16 protein-coding genes and 2 pseudogenes are annotated in these 17,220 nt (G+C 29.1%); 9 read left to right on the top strand and 9 right to left on the bottom strand.

Going from position 1 to position 17,220, the window contains the following annotated elements:
- Positions 1-33 precede the first annotated feature (33 nt).
- Together FBF11_RS04785 and FBF11_RS04780 are read left to right on the top strand one after the other, a co-directional pair.
- Positions 34-561 carry a thermonuclease family protein gene (locus tag FBF11_RS04785; RefSeq protein ID WP_002853387.1) on the top strand — a complete coding sequence of 176 codons (528 nt, stop codon included), beginning with the start codon at positions 34-36 and terminating at the stop codon, positions 559-561.
- A gap of 8 nt (positions 562-569) precedes the next feature.
- Positions 570-743 carry a hypothetical protein gene (locus FBF11_RS04780; protein WP_002853638.1) on the top strand — a complete coding sequence of 58 codons (174 nt, stop codon included), beginning with the start codon at positions 570-572 and terminating at the stop codon, positions 741-743.
- On the opposite strand, the gene FBF11_RS04775 is transcribed toward FBF11_RS04780, so the two are convergent.
- From FBF11_RS04775 to FBF11_RS04750, 6 genes and pseudogenes are all read right to left on the bottom strand, one after another.
- The gene (locus FBF11_RS04775) at positions 744-1,322 is read right to left on the bottom strand and encodes a hypothetical protein (RefSeq protein ID WP_002853367.1); all 579 of its coding nucleotides are present in this window, start codon (positions 1,320-1,322) and stop codon (positions 744-746) included. It abuts the gene before it with no gap.
- 72 nt (positions 1,323-1,394) lie between these two features.
- Positions 1,395-2,285: a tRNA 5-methoxyuridine(34)/uridine 5-oxyacetic acid(34) synthase CmoB gene (gene cmoB / locus FBF11_RS04770; protein ID WP_079264593.1), complete on the bottom strand. Its 891-nt coding sequence runs from the start codon at positions 2,283-2,285 to the stop codon at positions 1,395-1,397.
- 82 nt (positions 2,286-2,367) lie between these two features.
- Positions 2,368-4,087, bottom strand: a pseudogene (locus FBF11_RS04765) (ShlB/FhaC/HecB family hemolysin secretion/activation protein).
- Positions 4,088-4,394: 307 nt separating this feature from the next.
- Complete coding sequence (locus tag FBF11_RS08535; RefSeq protein ID WP_052798117.1) at positions 4,395-5,087, bottom strand: hypothetical protein; 693 nt, start codon at positions 5,085-5,087, stop codon at positions 4,395-4,397.
- 152 nt (positions 5,088-5,239) lie between these two features.
- Positions 5,240-7,045 (bottom strand): filamentous hemagglutinin N-terminal domain-containing protein, encoded by a 1,806-nt coding sequence (locus FBF11_RS08530; protein WP_237916066.1) that lies wholly within the window; start codon positions 7,043-7,045, stop codon positions 5,240-5,242.
- A 459-nt stretch (positions 7,046-7,504) separates the two neighbouring features.
- A pseudogene (locus FBF11_RS04750) lies at positions 7,505-9,780 on the bottom strand (hypothetical protein).
- Between the two features lie 142 nt (positions 9,781-9,922).
- On the opposite strand from FBF11_RS04750, the gene FBF11_RS04745 reads away from it, so the two are divergent.
- Positions 9,923-10,297 (top strand): thioesterase family protein, encoded by a 375-nt coding sequence (locus tag FBF11_RS04745; protein ID WP_002871746.1) that lies wholly within the window; start codon positions 9,923-9,925, stop codon positions 10,295-10,297.
- On the opposite strand, the gene FBF11_RS04740 is transcribed toward FBF11_RS04745, so the two are convergent.
- From FBF11_RS04740 to FBF11_RS04730, 3 genes are read right to left on the bottom strand one after another with little or no spacing between them, the layout of a single operon-like run.
- Positions 10,289-11,479: a hypothetical protein gene (locus FBF11_RS04740; protein ID WP_002871745.1), complete on the bottom strand. Its 1,191-nt coding sequence runs from the start codon at positions 11,477-11,479 to the stop codon at positions 10,289-10,291. The two genes, FBF11_RS04745 and FBF11_RS04740, sit on opposite strands and share 9 nt — an antisense overlap.
- Positions 11,476-12,084, bottom strand: coding sequence for a uracil-DNA glycosylase family protein (locus tag FBF11_RS04735; RefSeq protein WP_002871744.1), 609 nt, complete (start codon positions 12,082-12,084; stop codon positions 11,476-11,478). Before FBF11_RS04735 ends, FBF11_RS04740 begins: the two co-directional genes overlap by 4 nt.
- Positions 12,081-12,560 (bottom strand): GNAT family N-acetyltransferase, encoded by a 480-nt coding sequence (locus FBF11_RS04730; RefSeq protein ID WP_002853404.1) that lies wholly within the window; start codon positions 12,558-12,560, stop codon positions 12,081-12,083. Before FBF11_RS04730 ends, FBF11_RS04735 begins: the two co-directional genes overlap by 4 nt.
- A 130-nt stretch (positions 12,561-12,690) precedes the next feature.
- Here FBF11_RS04730 and rpmH point away from each other — a divergent pair, with 130 nt between their 5' ends.
- From rpmH to mnmE, 6 genes are read left to right on the top strand one after another with little or no spacing between them, the layout of a single operon-like run.
- Positions 12,691-12,825, top strand: coding sequence for a 50S ribosomal protein L34 (gene rpmH / locus FBF11_RS04725; RefSeq protein ID WP_002776864.1), 135 nt, complete (start codon positions 12,691-12,693; stop codon positions 12,823-12,825).
- A complete protein-coding gene (gene rnpA, locus FBF11_RS04720; RefSeq protein WP_002853349.1) occupies positions 12,822-13,148 on the top strand; it encodes a ribonuclease P protein component in 327 nt (108 codons plus the stop codon). The genes rpmH and rnpA overlap by 4 nt, the downstream gene beginning before the upstream one ends.
- Positions 13,145-13,486, top strand: a complete 342-nt coding sequence (gene yidD / locus FBF11_RS04715) for a membrane protein insertion efficiency factor YidD (protein WP_002853395.1) — start codon at positions 13,145-13,147, stop codon at positions 13,484-13,486. Before rnpA ends, yidD begins: the two co-directional genes overlap by 4 nt.
- A complete protein-coding gene (gene yidC, locus FBF11_RS04710) occupies positions 13,483-15,075 on the top strand; it encodes a membrane protein insertase YidC (protein WP_002871743.1) in 1,593 nt (530 codons plus the stop codon). Before yidD ends, yidC begins: the two co-directional genes overlap by 4 nt.
- A complete protein-coding gene (locus tag FBF11_RS04705) occupies positions 15,072-15,890 on the top strand; it encodes a Jag N-terminal domain-containing protein (RefSeq protein WP_002859220.1) in 819 nt (272 codons plus the stop codon). The genes yidC and FBF11_RS04705 overlap by 4 nt, the downstream gene beginning before the upstream one ends.
- Entirely contained in the window at positions 15,883-17,211 is a 1,329-nt protein-coding gene (gene mnmE, locus FBF11_RS04700) for a tRNA uridine-5-carboxymethylaminomethyl(34) synthesis GTPase MnmE (protein ID WP_002868328.1), read from the top strand. Before FBF11_RS04705 ends, mnmE begins: the two co-directional genes overlap by 8 nt.
- Positions 17,212-17,220: the final 9 nt, after the last annotated feature.

The raw sequence follows: 17,220 nt of genomic DNA, 5'->3' as shown, positions 1-17,220 counted from the left end.
TTTTTTAAAATTTAAAGGCAAAATGATTAAAAAATGAGAATAAATTATAAAAAAATATTTAATCTAAGAAAATTATTAAGTGATCCAAAAAAACTTTTTTCTGTATTAATCTTCACTCTTGTAGTTGTTTTTATCCAGAACTATATTGCCCAAAATTCTAGTTTTGAAGGAAAAGTAGTTAGAATTATTGATGGAGATACTATAGAAGTTAATCATGAAAACAAACTCGCTAGAATAAGATTTTTTGGTATAGATGCACCAGAACTTAAACAAAGTTTTGGAAAGCAATCAAAAGAAGCTTTAAGTAGAATTTTAAGCGGCAAACAAGTTGAAATTATTTATAAAAATAAAGATACTTATGGTAGAATTGTTGCTATTGTAAAGCTTAATGATGTTGATATTAATCGATTTTTGGTAAGCAAAGGCTATGCTTGGGCTGATACTTACTATAGTAACGCTTATACCAAAGAACAAGAAAATGCTAAGAAAAATCATTTAGGTCTTTGGAAAGAGAGTAATCCTATAGAGCCTTATAAATGGAGAAAACACAATAAATTCTAAGGAAAAACATGAAAAAATATACTTTAATGGTGCTATTAGCTTTAGGAATTTCTGGATGTTTTGTAAATGAAAGAGGGATTTCAAATCGTTTTTATGATGATTGTAAAGAGTATTATGATGGAAGTGGAACTTATCATAAGGATTGTCCAAAAAATTGGGTAGATATTAAAATGACTCCTTGATTATTTTCCACCCACAGAGGCCATTAATGCAGCTGCTACAGCTTCTGGATTGTTGATTTTGGCACCTTGTTCTTGATTTTCTGTAGGTTTAACAGTGTTAAGTGGCGGACGCTTGAGTTTAAATATATGCTCATCGGTGCTAACAACTTGTATCGTTCCTTCAAACATTTTAACTTCTTTAACATGTCCAACCACTTTTACATCTCTTTTTTTGGAGGTTTCGTCAAAAAGTGCATGAGCTTCAAGTTCTAAAACATCGCCTAATTTAAGCGGAGCATAAAAAAAACACTTTGATCCAATAATCACTGAAAATTCTTTATTGATAGAGGCTTGTGCTACATAGTTTGCCGCAGCGAAAATAAAGGCATCAAAAATCAATCCTTGATCATCTGCTACCATTTCGCTTGTGGTTATTAAAATTGATTTGGCATAGTTTTTATCAATTTCTATAATGGTTCCAGCAAGCGAGGTGTTTAATTCAGGACAAGTGAGTAATTCTGCTCTAACGCGAGATATATCTTCTGCAGATGCGTATTCTTCAAGTTGTGCATATTCTTCAAAATTATCTTTTTTTGCCATATCTAACCTTTAAATTCTACTTATCTACTTCAAAATATCTAATTTTCAATATCGGTAAAAAATAAAAAGAATTTATATTTTAATGCGTATATAAACTCTTTTGGGTGCTTCATAGCCTTCAATGGTAAGATTTTTATCCTTTGGATCTAAGAAATTTTCCAGCGAAAAAGAGTCTATCCATTCTGTTTTTCTTTGTTCGTTTTCATCGGTTTTTTTTGTAGCCAAAACTTCAAATTCTTTAAATCCTGCTCTTTCACACCAGTTTTTTAATGCACTAATGCTTGGTACAAAATAAATATTTGGAATTTTAGAATAAGTTTTATTAGGCACAAGAGCGATTTCTCTCTCATCTTCTATATACATGGTATCTAAAAAAACAACTCCATTTTTATTAAGTCCTGCTTTTAAATCTTTTAGCATTTTTATAGGATCACTTCTATGATAAATCACCCCAAGACAGAAAATCACATCAAATTTCAAGCCATAGCTTGGAAGATCTTCTACGCCTAAAAGTTCGTATTTTATAGGAGTTTTAGCTAAAGCGTTAATGAGTTCAAATTGCAAACGGTATTTGATAGAAGGATCAAAACCTATGAGTTTTGCAGGATTAAATTCAAGCATTTTAAACATATAATAACCATTATTACAGCCTATATCAGCAACGCATTTTTGAGAAATTTCGTTCATGAAAGGCTTTAGAATGTTGAATTTAATAAAACTTTGCCATTCTGTATCGATGAAAAGATCGTCTATTTTAAAAGGACCTTTTCTCCATGGTTTAAGTTCTTTTGCTATAGCTAAGATTTCATCTTTGGCTTGAGAATTTGTAGATAAAATTACACTATCATCTAAAGAAAAATTACAAGCAAGATTGAGAGCTTTAAGTTCTTGAATTTTAGCGTATAAAGGGTGATTTAGAAATTGTTTTTCAAGTAAATTTTCTTGCATTTTTATCCTTGACATTTGCTTTTAATGCTAAATTATAACATTAAAAGCTTTTATGGCAATATAAATTATATGCATTAAATATTTGATCAAAAATAACTCAAAAATACTTTCTAAAGATTATATAAGCTTTAGAACTATAATCATCATCTAGCTTATACTTCTTTAAAGCTCTAGCTAAATCAAGCTTGACATAAAAATTCCCTGTTTTATTATAAAGCAGTTGTAAACCATAAGCATCTATATAGTTTGTATAAGAATCATTCTCATACCAAGAATAACTTATATCATAAAAAGGAGTAATATAAAAAATCTTTTAAAGGAGTAGCCATTCTAAGTCCAAAGCTGGCCACTACAGCATTATCTCATTATTATAAGCCCTTACTCCATAAGGACCTCCTAAAGATATGGTTTCACTACTATCTAATGTAGCTCCATTGATAACTTGTTGATAATTTAAACTAAAAAGATGAGTAAAGGTATCATTAAAGAAATAAGCATTGTTAAGATTGACGTTAAGTTTAGCAAATTTTCCAAATTCTACTCCACCTACTTTGCTTGTTCCTATACCTACTATAGTCATACCTTCATCTTTAACATTACCATAGCTTACATTAGCACTATAAGAAAAACTATCATTGCTAATGCCATTATAAACTCCTTCTATACCAAAGCTTATCGTATCAGAGCTTTTATCAAAGGTTAAAATATCAAATTTAGAATCACTAAGTTTTTTATGATAATAGCTTGAAGTTAAATAAAAAGAATTATAAGTCGTAATCCACAAAGGATATTTTAAATCTATACCTAGATTTTCAGAAGTTCCTATAAAGTCAAATTCTCTCCAAATTCCCCCTAAAGCATAGTTTCCTTTAGAATAACTTGGAGTGATTTTTAAATTCCCTAAGAAAAGTAGTATAGCTTATACCATAGTTAGTTTGTGCTTCATCGCTTCTTTGCAAATAAGCATTAAGACTATCTCCTTGATGAGCTATGTTATTAAAACTCATACTAGCACCACCCCTATATCTACCTGATTCTTTTATACCGTAATTATCTCCATAAAACAATACAGAAACAAAGCTATCACTAGGGGTAGTTTCTATCACTACATCTGTTTCACCTGGATTATCTCCTGCTTTTAAAGAAGCAAGGGTTTGTATGCCATACATTTCATTGACTTTATAAACTGCATCTTCTACTAATTTAGTAGTGATGATTTCACCTTTGTGATTAGGTAATTTACTTTCTATAGCATAATCTCTTACACTAGAATTGTTTTGAACCACATATTTACCTAAAACACCTAAGGTGATATTGATTTGAATTTGATCTTTTAGTTCTTGTTGTGGGATATAAGCTGTAGCAGCAGGATAACCACTAACTTGAACATAATAAGAAATGATATTGGCTATATCTTGTAAGTCTTGAACTGAAATACTTTCTTTTTTGTAATCGTTTAAGGCTTCTTGTAAAACTTGCTCATCTAAACCTAGATCTTTAAAGTTTATGTTTTTATTGGTAATATGAAAGCTAAAGCTAACTTTATGAATTGATTCTTCTTTAGAAGTATTTTTTAAAGAAGGAGTGTTTGAATTTGGGGTTTTAGTTTTTAAAGTATTATCATTAGACAAGTTAGGTTGATTTTTTTGAGTGTTGTTATTATCTTTTTGAATGTTTTTCTTTGTGTTAGTGGTTTTTGAATTATTATCATCACTAGTATTAGAATGATCTATGATAATCACTCCATCTTTTACTTTTAAAGTGTTATTGTAGTTTTTTAAGTTAGCATCTTCTTTATAAGGAGATTGTTCTAACATTTGTATGGTTTTTTTATTATCTTTAGTATCACTAGCATAAAGGCTTAAGATAGCTAAACTAGATAGTAAGATAATGCGTTTCATTTGTGTTTTTCCTTTTTAATGATTTCATAAGAGCTTGTTTTTAGATTTGGTTTTTAATCTTTTTTATTTTTTGCTTTTTCTGTTTTTATTTTTTCTTTCTTTTTATCTTTTTATTTTTTGTATTTGCTTGATTGATTATCAATCTTTTTTGATTTTTAATCTTTAAATTTTGTTTTATTAATTTTTAACAAGATCCAAAAGGCTTTTAACCTTTTGGATTTTATCATCTTGAGCAAGGATTTCCTGCTTTAAAATTATCTGATACTATACAAGTATTACCACTTAATTGAGTGCTGGCTTCATCTACTGTAGGTTCTTTATCATCTTCATCTTGTTTTAAAACACTTTTATCCATTTGAGTAAGTAAAGCTTCAGAGAAAGGAAGTGGAGCATTTGCTTCAGGATTGCTTGTATCTCCACCTTCATTATTTGGCTTATCTAAAACAGAATCTAAAGAAGCTAGTTTAGTATCAAATTCTCCTTTGATGCTAAAATGATTATTACTTTGAGATAAGGCTTGTGTTTTATAAGATTTTAAAGTATCATCAAATTTATAAGTATCAAGATATCCTTGTGCTTTAGCATAAAGATCATTTACTTTGTTTTTAAGTGAAATAAATTCTGCATCTTTAGAACTTGCTGCACCTTGATTGATTAAAGCTGCGTAAGCATTGTAAGCATCAATGGCTTTATCAAGATCTTCTTTGGTGTTTTGAAAGTCATTGTAGTTATTTACAAGATTGTTTACATTTCTTATGAGTGCTTGTATGTTTGTTTTTGCTTGAAGGATATTTTTAATTTCTGTTACACCTTTATTTTGAAGATAAGTATTTGTAAAATCACTTCCTAAAGCTTCCATGAAATCAAAGCTTTGATTTAGGGTATTGATATCATTGCTATCTATATGCACATTCATAGGATTGTCATTGACATTAATCCAAGAATCTACATTAGCATCTGCTAAAATACTATTAATGACATCTTTATCAATATCATCTTGAGAGATTTTATTGTTAGTTTCACTGGTAACCAGTTCTTGGTTAGCATTTGGGTTGATATCAGGAACTTCTACTGTAAAATCTGTAGTAAAGATAAGATTTCCATTTTTATCTTTTTTATATCTTTTAATTTGTCTAAAACTACATTTTTAAAGTTTTCATTTGCACTAGCTTGTTCGATATAACTGTGAATATTAATTTTACCATCTTGACCTGCATCATCAAAGCCAGAAACTAGATTCCAAAAACCATTATCAACATATTTATTAGAATCTGTAAAATCAGTATTATATTTGTATATATGGATGTTATCGGGTTTATTTAATTTATTTGCATTAAGAGCAACAAACAATCCAACACTACCATCTGAACCATCTGAAATAATTTCTGTATTTTTATTTAAAAATATATAGATATTGGAGAAAGTTGTATAACCTGAGATATTTCTAAGATATCCTATAAATCCCCCTACATAGGTTCCCAATTTACTATTACCACTCATATTTCCTATATTATTTAAGCTAATATTTATAAATTTATCATCATCTCCAACTTCTCCAGCAAATCCACCTATATAATCACCACCGTCAATATTACCTATATTATTCAAACTAATATTTGTAAAAGTACCATAGGTATTCCCAGTAAATCCACCTGCATTATAACCATTTGATTTTATACCGCCACCCTTATAATCTACAGTTAAATCTTTTATTACACTATTATTGCTATTATCGTCACCTATATAACCAAACAACCCTGCATTATTTATATCATTTCTTACTGTCGTATCTATATTAATATTACTTAAAGTATGACTATTGCCATTAAAATTTGCATAAAAAACATGACTATCATCTTTCCCTACTATCATATTCACACCTTGAAGCTCACTATTTCCTGCTACATTGAAATTTGCATAATTTTGTCCTGTGCAAACTCCTTCTGAGTTACAATTTGCCCCAAAGTCAATATCAGAAATCAGATCAAAGGTATCCACAGATTTCATACCTGTTTTACCTTCATTTATCCCCTTTGCGAAATAAGCCCAGTCTTCTACATTGGCTATAGTGGTTTTTTTAGTCATTTGAATTGTTTGTAAATAGTTCGTTAAACCATTGTAGTTTTGAGCTTGAACTCTGCTATCAAGATTGTTCGTATTGTTTTTATAAACATCTGTAGTTGATTGTCCTAAAGTAGCTGCAGTTTGAGCTGATACGATAATACTATTTGCATTTTTAATGCTTCCTACATTGACCTTAACCTTATCTCCTACAAATTGGACTTTACCATTATCTTGGAGATTGAAATTTCCCACTCCATCTGCACCTACATTGCCCACCTCATTCCCAATAATTAAAACATCATTAGCCTTGATATTTCCCATATTAATCACATTGCCTTTATTGGCTGTAAATTTAGGAGAGAACACAGGACTTTCAAAGGTACTTCTATCTGCAAATTCTTGCATCGCTTTGCTATCTATACTTGAAGTAGACACTCCAAATTTATTTGCATTGATAGTTCCACTTTTGCCTATAACCACACCATTAGGATTAATAAGATAAACATTATTACCTGTAGCATTAAGTAAACCATCTATTGTAGAACTTTTGGTTCCATAAGCAATGTTTAGGTAGTTTTGGTTAGTTTTTCCTTGTCCAAAATTTACAGTTTCACTCTTAGCTATATTAAAACCACCACCCCATTGGATAACAGAATTTACTTTATTACCTGTAATATTCATGGTATTACCATTTACATTTATAGTTCCACTTGTTCCATGAGTGAACTTACCCCCACTTGGTAAAGCATAGCTTTGGGAGAAAAGTAAAGAACTTACAACAATTGATAAAATGATTTTATTGTTTTTCATGGTTTATCCTTTCTTGGTTTGGTTTAGTTCTAAGAACTTATCTTTGTTTTTCTTTTTTCTTTTTTTATCTGTTTGTTTTATTTTTTCTTTTTAAAAACAAAAATAAGTTCTTAATCCTAGATTTCTCTAGGATTATTAATTGTTGATAACTTTGATTTGTTATTGTTTTTATTGTCCATCCTTATTTACTTTATCTTTGCGTAAATGCTTTTGCCATCTTGAGATATTCTTGCTTCATAAGAAAGCTTTTGTAGGTTCATATTTTCTAATCTATACTATAGAACTTAGTTTAAAATCTTCTTTGTTTTTTGCATTTTTTCAATAAAGCTTTGAAGTTCTTCTTGATTTAAAATATTAGAGTTTTCATCTATAAAACCTTGCTCACTTTGTAAGATTAAGATTTCTTTATTTTTAAGGTAGGGGTATTACTCTTTGGAGGGTATAAAGAGCCAATACTCCCTAGCTAGAAATATTAATAGGAGCATCGTATGACTTCAAAAGGGGAGTTGTGTTGATTTTATTGGATACAATAAGATAATAATGCTCAAAGTTATTAATAATTCTAGCTTCAACTTTAGTATTTAAAATCAGTCTATTGTTTTTACTTAAACTGATATCTGAAGGAGCTATAGCATTAGAAGCACTATAATTATCTTCATAATGTACTAAGGCTCCTGCTAATATATCTATGAAAGTGTTTTTAAATATATTTAAATTCCCACCTATATATAAGGTATTATTATAAGATTTAGCTTCACTTAAACCTGTAATGGCTGAAGGAGCTATAAAAATAGAATTGTTATTTTTATACTCATCAAGATTGAGATTGTTTATGATTAAGGTATTATCATGGCCATTGTTTGAAAGTCCAGCTATAATACTTAAAATCCCTTCTCTTTTATCTGAAGCTACACCAAATAAAGTATCATTGATAATGATTTTATTATAAGCAGCTTCATTATAAGCCATAATCAAATAAGCATTATCAACTGCATTAGAAGAATAGTTTTTTATATCTATGGTATTATGATTGGCTTTATCTAAAGCTCTTATGATGATTTTAGAACCTTTATCTATATTACTTGCATCAGTAATGCTTTGAACATTGTTGTAATTTATAGTATTATAAGAAGCTTCTTTGGCTTCTGTTAATACAGTTAGATTTCTAAGAAGAAGCAAAGTCTTTAATCACTACTTCATTGTTATTAGCATTACTAGGATAAAAGTCTTGATTATTAAGAAGGTTTTTCTTAGCTGTATAAATATATACAGTAGAATTATTGATATAAACTTTATTATAATCTGCACTGCCTTCTAAGGTTCTAGCAGCTACAATATTTAAAGCATCTTTATAGCTTTGAGAAAGATCGGTTGTGGTAAGATCGTTTTTAATGTTAATGGTATTATGATTAGCTCCTTTAGTTGCAAAGCCACCATAAAAAGAATGTTGGTTATAACCTAAGAAGTTATTAGCGATTTCTAAAGGATGTTTTAATTCTATGTTTAAGGTATTATAATTTACTTCTCCATTATTATAAGCTCCTGCGTAGAAGTTAAACAAAGCTTGAGCAAAAATGTTCTCATTGTTTTTATTTTTTTAGGTTTTTAATATCTTTTAATATTGATAGTATTATCTAAGGCTTGTCCTTGTTCGGTTTTTCCACCCCAAAAATCAGCAAATAAAACAGAATTATAAGCTAGGGGTTGTTTATCATGGTTCATATACATATCAAGATTAAAACCATCTATGTCTAAAAGGTTTTTACTGGCTTGAAAGTTTTTATCTGTTCCACTATCTATATAACCTGCACTAATATGAGCAGCAGCTAAACTAGCATAAGCTTTGCTTGGACCATGGATAATCATATTAGCATCTTTGAAAAGATTTTATTGTTTTTTACATTGCCTTGATAAGCTAAACCACCTACAAGGTGAGTGATTCTTTCATCAAAGGTATTATTACCATTTTTATCTTTTTTAGGTAAGGAAGTAAAAAACTCTACACTACTACCTGCTTCTATATTTAAACTATTATTTGTAGAATCTCCATAAGTGGCTATAGCTCCGATTAAATAAGGAGCACCATTTAAGGCTAAATCATAAGTGTTCTCAACTCCCATACTAATATGGGCATCTTTTTGAAGTATGGTTTGGTTATAGCTTGCATTACCATAATGAGTAAAGGTAGAACTCATTAAGAAATTCATGCGTTGATTGCTTTTAGAATTACTAGGGTTTTTTATATGAGTATCTTTAGGTTTAAGATAAAAAACTGAACTAAGTTCTCCTTGTTCTAATATAAGTTTATTATAACTTGCATCAGCATGATCGGTTTTTGCTGTGATTAAAAAAGGAAGCACTCTAACTGTTTTTATACTATGACCGGCTGTATTAACACCATGCCTTGCTTTAAAAGAAAGAACTTCATCTTCTCTCATATCAGGAGTAAGTAAATAATGTTTAAAATTTAAATCGTTTATATTTGTAATATTTGGTTTAGGATTGTTATATATTAAAGTAATATTGTTAATATCTTGTTTAGAACTCTTAGCATAATAATTTATACCTTGGAGTTTTTTATAAGCAGAATTGCTTTTATCATAAAGTTCGTTATCATTAAAATAATGCTCTGGAATATTGAAATTTCGATTGTCTGTAGTATTTGCTTGAGTGGCTGCAAAAGCGTTGATGCTTAAGAAGGTAACAATAGAAAGTTTAAAACAAAATTTCTCTATACCCCCTCCCCGTGAAGTTAAAAAGCTTTATTAAATTAAGATTGGACGGAATTTTTTAATATAAACTAAAAAGCGATATCAAAGAATTTCCGTTGTATAATCTAATGTTTTTTAAATGTAAAATATTTTTTAAGGTAAAGCGATGAAAATGCGTGTGTATTATGAAGATACTGATGCGGGTGGAGTGGTGTATCATAGTAATTATTTAAAATTTTGCGAGAGAGCAAGAAGTGAAATTTTTTTCAATAAAAAAGTAGATATTTTTGATGCGTCTAAGGGATATTTTTTGCTTGCAAAAGCAAATTGCAATTTCTTAAAACCTGCAAAACTTGGAGATATGATAGAGATTAAAACAAAAATTTTAGAAGTCAAAAATGCTTCTGTGGAAATTTTACAAGAAATTTATAAAGATGAAATTTTGCTTTTTAAAATGGAATTAACTTTAGCTTTTATTAAAAACGAAAAACCAGCTAGAATGGATATGCAGTTAAAAAAGCTCTTTGAAGAATTATTTTAATTCTTCAAAGCTTGCTTGTTTGCCTTGCATAAGACGCACTTTGTAATCAACTTGAGAATTTTTGATTTTCTCATCAAATAAACTTTCGCTTTTTTTATTTAAGAATTCGGTATAAAAGTAATCAACTCCTATACTAGTAGCATAAGCAATCCAGTTATAATCTATACTTTGATTAAAAATTTCATTAAGATAGACTAAGTTATCATCGTGGTTATTGATGGAATTAGCAATGATGAAATTTTCTCTATCTCCTTGTTGTGTTAAACTTAAAAATGTTGGATTATAGTTGATTTGAGTGGATAAAAGCACATAAGGATGAATGTTATAAATTCTTAGTTGAGAACTTGCTAGAGCTGTTTTGATCAATGGAGTGTTAAAAAATATTGAGGCATTATTAACTCCGCCTTGTGATCTTAAAAGTCTGCTAAAATCAAGCTTCTCTCCTTCTATAGTATATATTCTAGCATTATTATTTTGAGCAAGAATTCTTGAATTTAGATTGCTTGATAAGGCAGAGCCATCGCTAAATATTGCGATATTAGCATTTGATTTGCTTAAAAGTGTGGCAATTTGAGTATCATAGTCAATACTTCCAAAAATAATATTTTGATTTGAAATTTGTATGTTGTTTTTATGGATAGTCGGTATGAAAATTTTCATATTTCCTGAGTAATTTTTCAACTCATTAGCACCTTTTAGAGTAAATCCAGCTATGGCATACTGATATCCTTGAGCTTGTACTGCATCAAGCGCGGTTCGAATTTTATCACTATCTTCTGTGCCGGTTAAAAAAACTTTTACTTTGATTTCGGCTCTTTGTCTTAAAAGATAGGCTATGCTTGAATTTATTATAGTATTTGAGTAGCTTTTTATGGTTTTTTCTGGGATAATTATCGCAAGTTTAACAGAAGTAATTTTTTGAACATTTTTTTCAAAATCAGTAATGGAATTTAATAATTTTGCATAAACATTAGATAAAAATTGATCGTTTTGATCTGCAAATTCACTTAAAAAACTAAGATACAATCTTGATTCTAAAAGATCAAAAAGACAATTTGTGTTGCATTCTTGAACGCTTAATTTAGGATAAAAATTTTCAACGGGTTTTACATCGACTAATTTTTGCTCTTTTGCATTAAGCAAAAAGCAAGATAAGAAAAATATTAAAAATATTTTTTTCATAAAAATCCTTTAATTTTTTTTAAATCTTGTATAAAATTTTTTTCATAACTTGGATTTTTTTCTATAAAATCTAAATCATAACTTGGCATTATGAAAAAATTTTTATAAGCAAAAACTTCACCTTTTAAAATGTGATAATCTTTAAATCCCAAGCTTTTAAACGTATATTCTCCTAGACAAAGCAAAAAAGCAGGTTGAATCAGTTTTAGTTCGTTCCAGAAAAATGGTAAGCAAGATTGTAGCGAAAAATCATCAAATTTTCCATTACAAAAACATTTAAATAAATAAGAAAAATAAAAATCTTCATCGCAAAGCTCTAAAATTTGATAAATATAGTGTTTTAATTTTTCACCTTTTTTTGAATTAAGTAAAATTCCACTTTCATTTTCACTTTTTTGCCCAAAAACATCAAGAATTAGTAATTTGGCATTTTTTATCTTAGGTTCCATAAGACTAAATTTTCTTGTTTTGGAAAATTGGCATAAGGTGCAAGATGAAACAAGTTGTTTTAATTCTTGAAAATTTTGTACTTGTTCAAAGTGGTTTATATGTGTATCAACAAAGTTAAATCCCATAGCTTTTAAATAATAAAGACTTCTTATCATAAATCACATAATTTTTCTAAATTTTCTCCACTTAGACGATAATTTCTCCATTGTTTAAGATGTTTAGCGTTTAAACTTTCATAAAAATTAATACCTAAAATATTATCATTTAAGCAAACCCAGTCGAGTCTTTTTAAATTTTCTTTTTTGCAAATTTCTCCTAAAAATTTAAAAACAGCTTTTCCATAACCTTTTTTACGAAAATCTTCTCGTATATAAATATCTTCAAGATAAATTCCACCGCTGCCCCAAAAAGACGAAAAAGTATAAAAATAAATCATATAGCCTATAGTTTTTTCATTTTCTTTTAACAAAAAAGCACGAGCAAATTTATTTTTTAGTAAAGAATGTTCCAGTTTTTCTTTCGTGCATTGAAGAAAATCTAACATATCTTCGTATTTTGCAAATTCTATGATCATTTCTTGTAAAATATCTAAATCTTCTTGTCTTAAATCAATAATTTTAAATTCTGACATTTTTAACCTTTTAAAAATAATTTCAAAATTTATCAAAAGAATTTAAAAATTACTCTTAATCAAAAGCAATTTATAAGTAAGATTAAGATAAAATACAAGTTTATTTTATAATTTTTTAAGGAAAAATCAAATGAAAAGAACTTATCAGCCGCATGGTACTCCAAGAAAACGCACTCATGGTTTCCGTGTTCGTATGAAAACTAAAAATGGTCGCAAAGTGATCAATGCAAGACGCGCTAAAGGTAGAAAAAGACTTGCTGTGTGAAAAATTTTGATAAATTTAGCACAAACGAGGAATTTTCATCTGTATATAAAGTAGGCAAAAAATGGCATTGCGAAGGTGTGATCATTTTTTATCTGAATAGTTATGAAAAAAAAATAGCAGTTGTTGCTAGTAAAAAAGTTGGAAAAGCAGTGGTTAGAAATCGTTCAAAACGAATTTTAAGAGCTTTGTTTGCTAAGTTTGAAAGATATCTTCAAGATGGCAAATATATTTTTGTAGCTAAAAATGAAATCACTGAACTTTCTTTTTCTAGGTTAGAAAAAAATCTAAAATGGGGATTGAAAAAACTAGAATGTTTCAAATGATATGCCTAAAAATACTCCGTTTTTATCAGAAATTCTTAAGCCCTTTAAAACCCGCTGCTTGTAGGTATTATCCTAGTTGTTCTGAGTATGCGCTTTGGCAGTTTCAAAAAAAGAATTTTTTTCTAGCTTTTTTTTCTACTTTTTTTAGAATTTTAAGATGCAACCCTTTTTTTAAAGGGGGTTTTGATTATCCTAGAGTTTCTAAAAATTTTTATCCTATAAATTTATGTTTTAAGCCTATATTTTTAGCAGAAAAACAACTTTGTTTTTTATATATACCTTATAAAAATAAAAGTTTTTATCTTATAAAAATCATCTTTAAAAGGACAAATCAGTGAATAATTCAAATAATATTTTTCAGCAAAAGCGTATACTTTTAGCTGTTGTGATTTCTTTTTTATTTTTTGTTATTTATGATTATTTTTTCATTCCAAAGCAACCTTTAAAAATAGAACAAAACATTACACAAAAAAATCAACAAAACACAAGCATAAATAACACTCCTAATATACAAAATGCCACCACAAATACTCCAAGTGCGGCTTTAGTTTCGCAAGATAGTGTGATATCTAAGGTTCAAAGCAAGCATTTTGAAGCACAAATTGACTCTTTTGGTAGAATTTCTGCTTTTTATTTAAAAGATAGAAAATACCAAAATGAGAAAGGAGAATTTATAAATCTTGTTAGCAAGGAAAATAGTCCTTATCCTTTAGAAATGCGTTTTAGTGATCCAAGTATTAACTCAGAGGCTTTTAAAATTCCTTATGTTGCTAACGCTAGCAATCTTTTTGTTGATGAAAATGGAAGTCAAGTTTTAAAACTCACTCAAAATCTTTCTGGATTGAAAATCGAAAAAGATATTACTTTTTATCCAAAAGGAAATTATGAGATAGAAGTTAAACTCAGCAAGAATGCAAATTATTTTATAAGTCCAGGATATCGTCCAAATATTGCCGTAGATAGTTATACAGTTCATGGTGCTTTGGTAATGGATAATAAAGAAACCATCGAAACTTATAAAGATGGAGATGTAGAAAAGGATGAAAGTGCTAATAATGTCGTAATGACTTCGGCTTTTGATAGATACTATGCAACTTTCTTTTATAATTTTGATAAACCTTTAAATGTGGCAATCAGCAAGGATGCTAATCAAAACCCTATAGTTTTTGCTTATAGTGATAATGAATTTAAAGCAGGGGGCTATATAGGCTCTAAAGAACATGTGATTTTAAGAAGTATAGATCCACGCCTTGAAGCAGTTGTTGAATATGGTTGGTTTACTTTTATTGCTAAGCCTATGTTTGAGTTTTTGAATTTCTTGCATCAGTATATAGGAAATTGGGGTTGGGCTATCGTTGTGATGACTTTAATTGTGCGTATTATTTTATTCCCGCTAACTTATAAGTCTATGATTTCTATGAATAAACTTAAAGATCTTGCTCCTAAAATGAAAGATATTAGAGAGCGTTATAAAGGCGATCCACAAAAAATGAATATGCACATGATGGAGCTTTATAAAAAACATGGTGCAAATCCTATGAGTGGTTGTTTGCCTATACTTTTACAAATTCCTATTTTCTTTGCTATTTATCGCGTTTTGCTTAATGCTATTGAGCTAAAAGCAGCTCCTTGGGCGTTTTGGATACATGATTTATCGGTAATGGATCCTTATTTCATTTTGCCTATTTTAATGGGTGCAACGATGTTTTTACAACAACTTATTACACCTATGACTATACAAGATCCTATGCAAGCTAAGATTATGAAATTTTTACCAGTGATTTTTACTTTTTTCTTTATCACTTTCCCAGCAGGACTTACGCTTTATTGGTTTGTAAATAACCTTTGTTCTTTGGTTCAACAATGGGTTATCAATAAAATATTTGCTAAAGAACATCACAAAAAACAAGCGGAGCATGAAAAATGAAAATCGAAGCCATTGATCTTCAAAGTGCCTTAACAGAAGCTTCAAGAAGTTTAGAATGTTCTGTGATGGACTTAGAATATGAGATTATTCAGCATCCAAGAAAAGGTTTTTTTGGATTTGGAAGAAAAAAGGCAATTATAGAGGCTAAAGCAAAAAAAAGGATTTTGAAAAAAAATCCTAAAAAAGAATTTACAAGTTCAAAAAATCACAAACCAGAAACACATGAGCCAAAACAAGAAAACAAGATTGAAACAAAAAATGAAAAAAATAAAAGCCAAAAAGAAAAATATACAGTAAAAAGTGATGAAATTTTTGATAGTTTTCATCGAGAAAGCAAAGGAGTGCGTAATACTCAGGATATTTTAGATGAGATTCGCATTCAGCTTGTAAAACTTTTAGAAAGCTCCCAGTTTAAAATAGAGCTTAGTGAACTTAGAATGTATGATGAAGATTGCGTTTTGATTCGATTGGATGGGGAAGATGCTGCTTTGATGATAGGTAAAGAAGCACATCGTTACAAGGCTATTTCTTATCTTTTACATAATTGGATCAATTTAAAATATAATCTTTTAGTGCGCCTTGAGATCGCTCAATTTTTAGAAAATCAAATTCAAGGTATGCAGCTTTATTTACAAAACGTGATTGAAAAAATTAAAATTCATGGACGCGGACAAACCAAACCTTTAGATGGGGTTTTGATAAAAATCGCTTTAGAGCAGTTAAGAGCTGAATTTCCAGATAAGTATGTAGGAATTAAGCAAAATAATGATCAAAGATTTGTTGTAATAAACGACTTTTTCAAAAAAGATGAGTGATACTATAGCGGCTATTGCCACAGCTCATGGTGTGGGTTCGATTTCTATTGTAAGATTAAGCGGTGAAAGGGCTTTAGAATTTGCCTTAAAGCTTAGCCACAAAACCAAACTTACCCCACGCCATGCTACTTTTACAAAACTTTTTAATCAAAATAATGAAATTATCGATGAAGCTATAATGATATATTTTAAAGCCCCTTATAGTTTTACAGGGGAAGATATAGTAGAGTTTCAAACTCATGGAGGATTTAGTGTGAGTGAAGTTTTACTCGAAGAACTTGTGAGTTTAGGAGCAAGACTTGCTTTAGCAGGGGAATTTAGCAAAAGAGCGTGTTTAAATGGCAAAATGACTCCTTTAAAAGCTTTAAATATACAAGATCTCATACTTTCAAAATCTGCACTTGCAGCTAAAATTATAGCACGCAACATGCAAGGAAACTTAGGAGAACTTTTAGAAAAAATTCGCACAGATTTGGTTAAAACTTTAGCTTTTGTAGAAACTAGTATTGATTATGCTGATGATGATTTACCTTCTGATTTATTAGAACAAATTTCTACTATGTGTGAAGAAAATTCTAAAATTTTAAAAGAAATTTATACGCTTTCTCAAAGCAAAAAAGGACTCATAGAAGGTTTTAAAATCGCTATTGTAGGTAAGCCAAATGTAGGCAAATCTTCGCTTTTAAATGCCTTGCTTTCTTATGAAAGAGCTATTGTTTCAGATATAGCAGGCACCACTCGTGATACTATAGAAGAGAGCTTTAAATTAGGAACGCATTTATTACGCATTATAGATACAGCGGGTATTAGGGAAAGTAAAGATGTTATAGAACAAATCGGCGTAGCTTTAAGTAAAAAAAGTTTAGAAGATGCAGATATTATTTTAGCAGTCTTTGATGCTTCAAGAGTGCAAGATAAAGAAGATGGGAAAATTTTTGAATTGCTAGCAAATACTGATAAAAAAATCTTTTGGATTTTAAATAAAAGTGATTTAGAAAATGTTTTCAAAAATACTCAAAATAAAAATTTTATCAAGCTTAGTGCTCAAAAAGACATCACTTTGTTAAAAGAAGAATTGCAAAATTATCTTAATTCTTTTGATAGTGAAGGTATTATGGTAAGTTCTTTAGATCTTATTAATGCTTGTAAAATTTCAAGTGAAGCGATTTTTAGAGCTAAAGGGCTTTTAGAGGAAAGTTCTTTAGAACTTTTTGCTTTTGAGCTTAATTTAGCGATTAATGAACTTGCAAGATTTACCAAAGATTTTCAAAGAGATGAAATTTTAGACGAAATGTTTGGTAATTTTTGTTTAGGAAAATGAAAGGATAAA

It is taken from the genome of Campylobacter sp. CFSAN093224 (assembly GCF_012897395.1).
In the GTDB taxonomy this organism is placed as follows: domain Bacteria; phylum Campylobacterota; class Campylobacteria; order Campylobacterales; family Campylobacteraceae; genus Campylobacter_D; species Campylobacter_D jejuni.
Note: the sequence above shows the minus strand (reverse complement) of the source record. Positions and strands in the feature narration are given on the sequence as shown.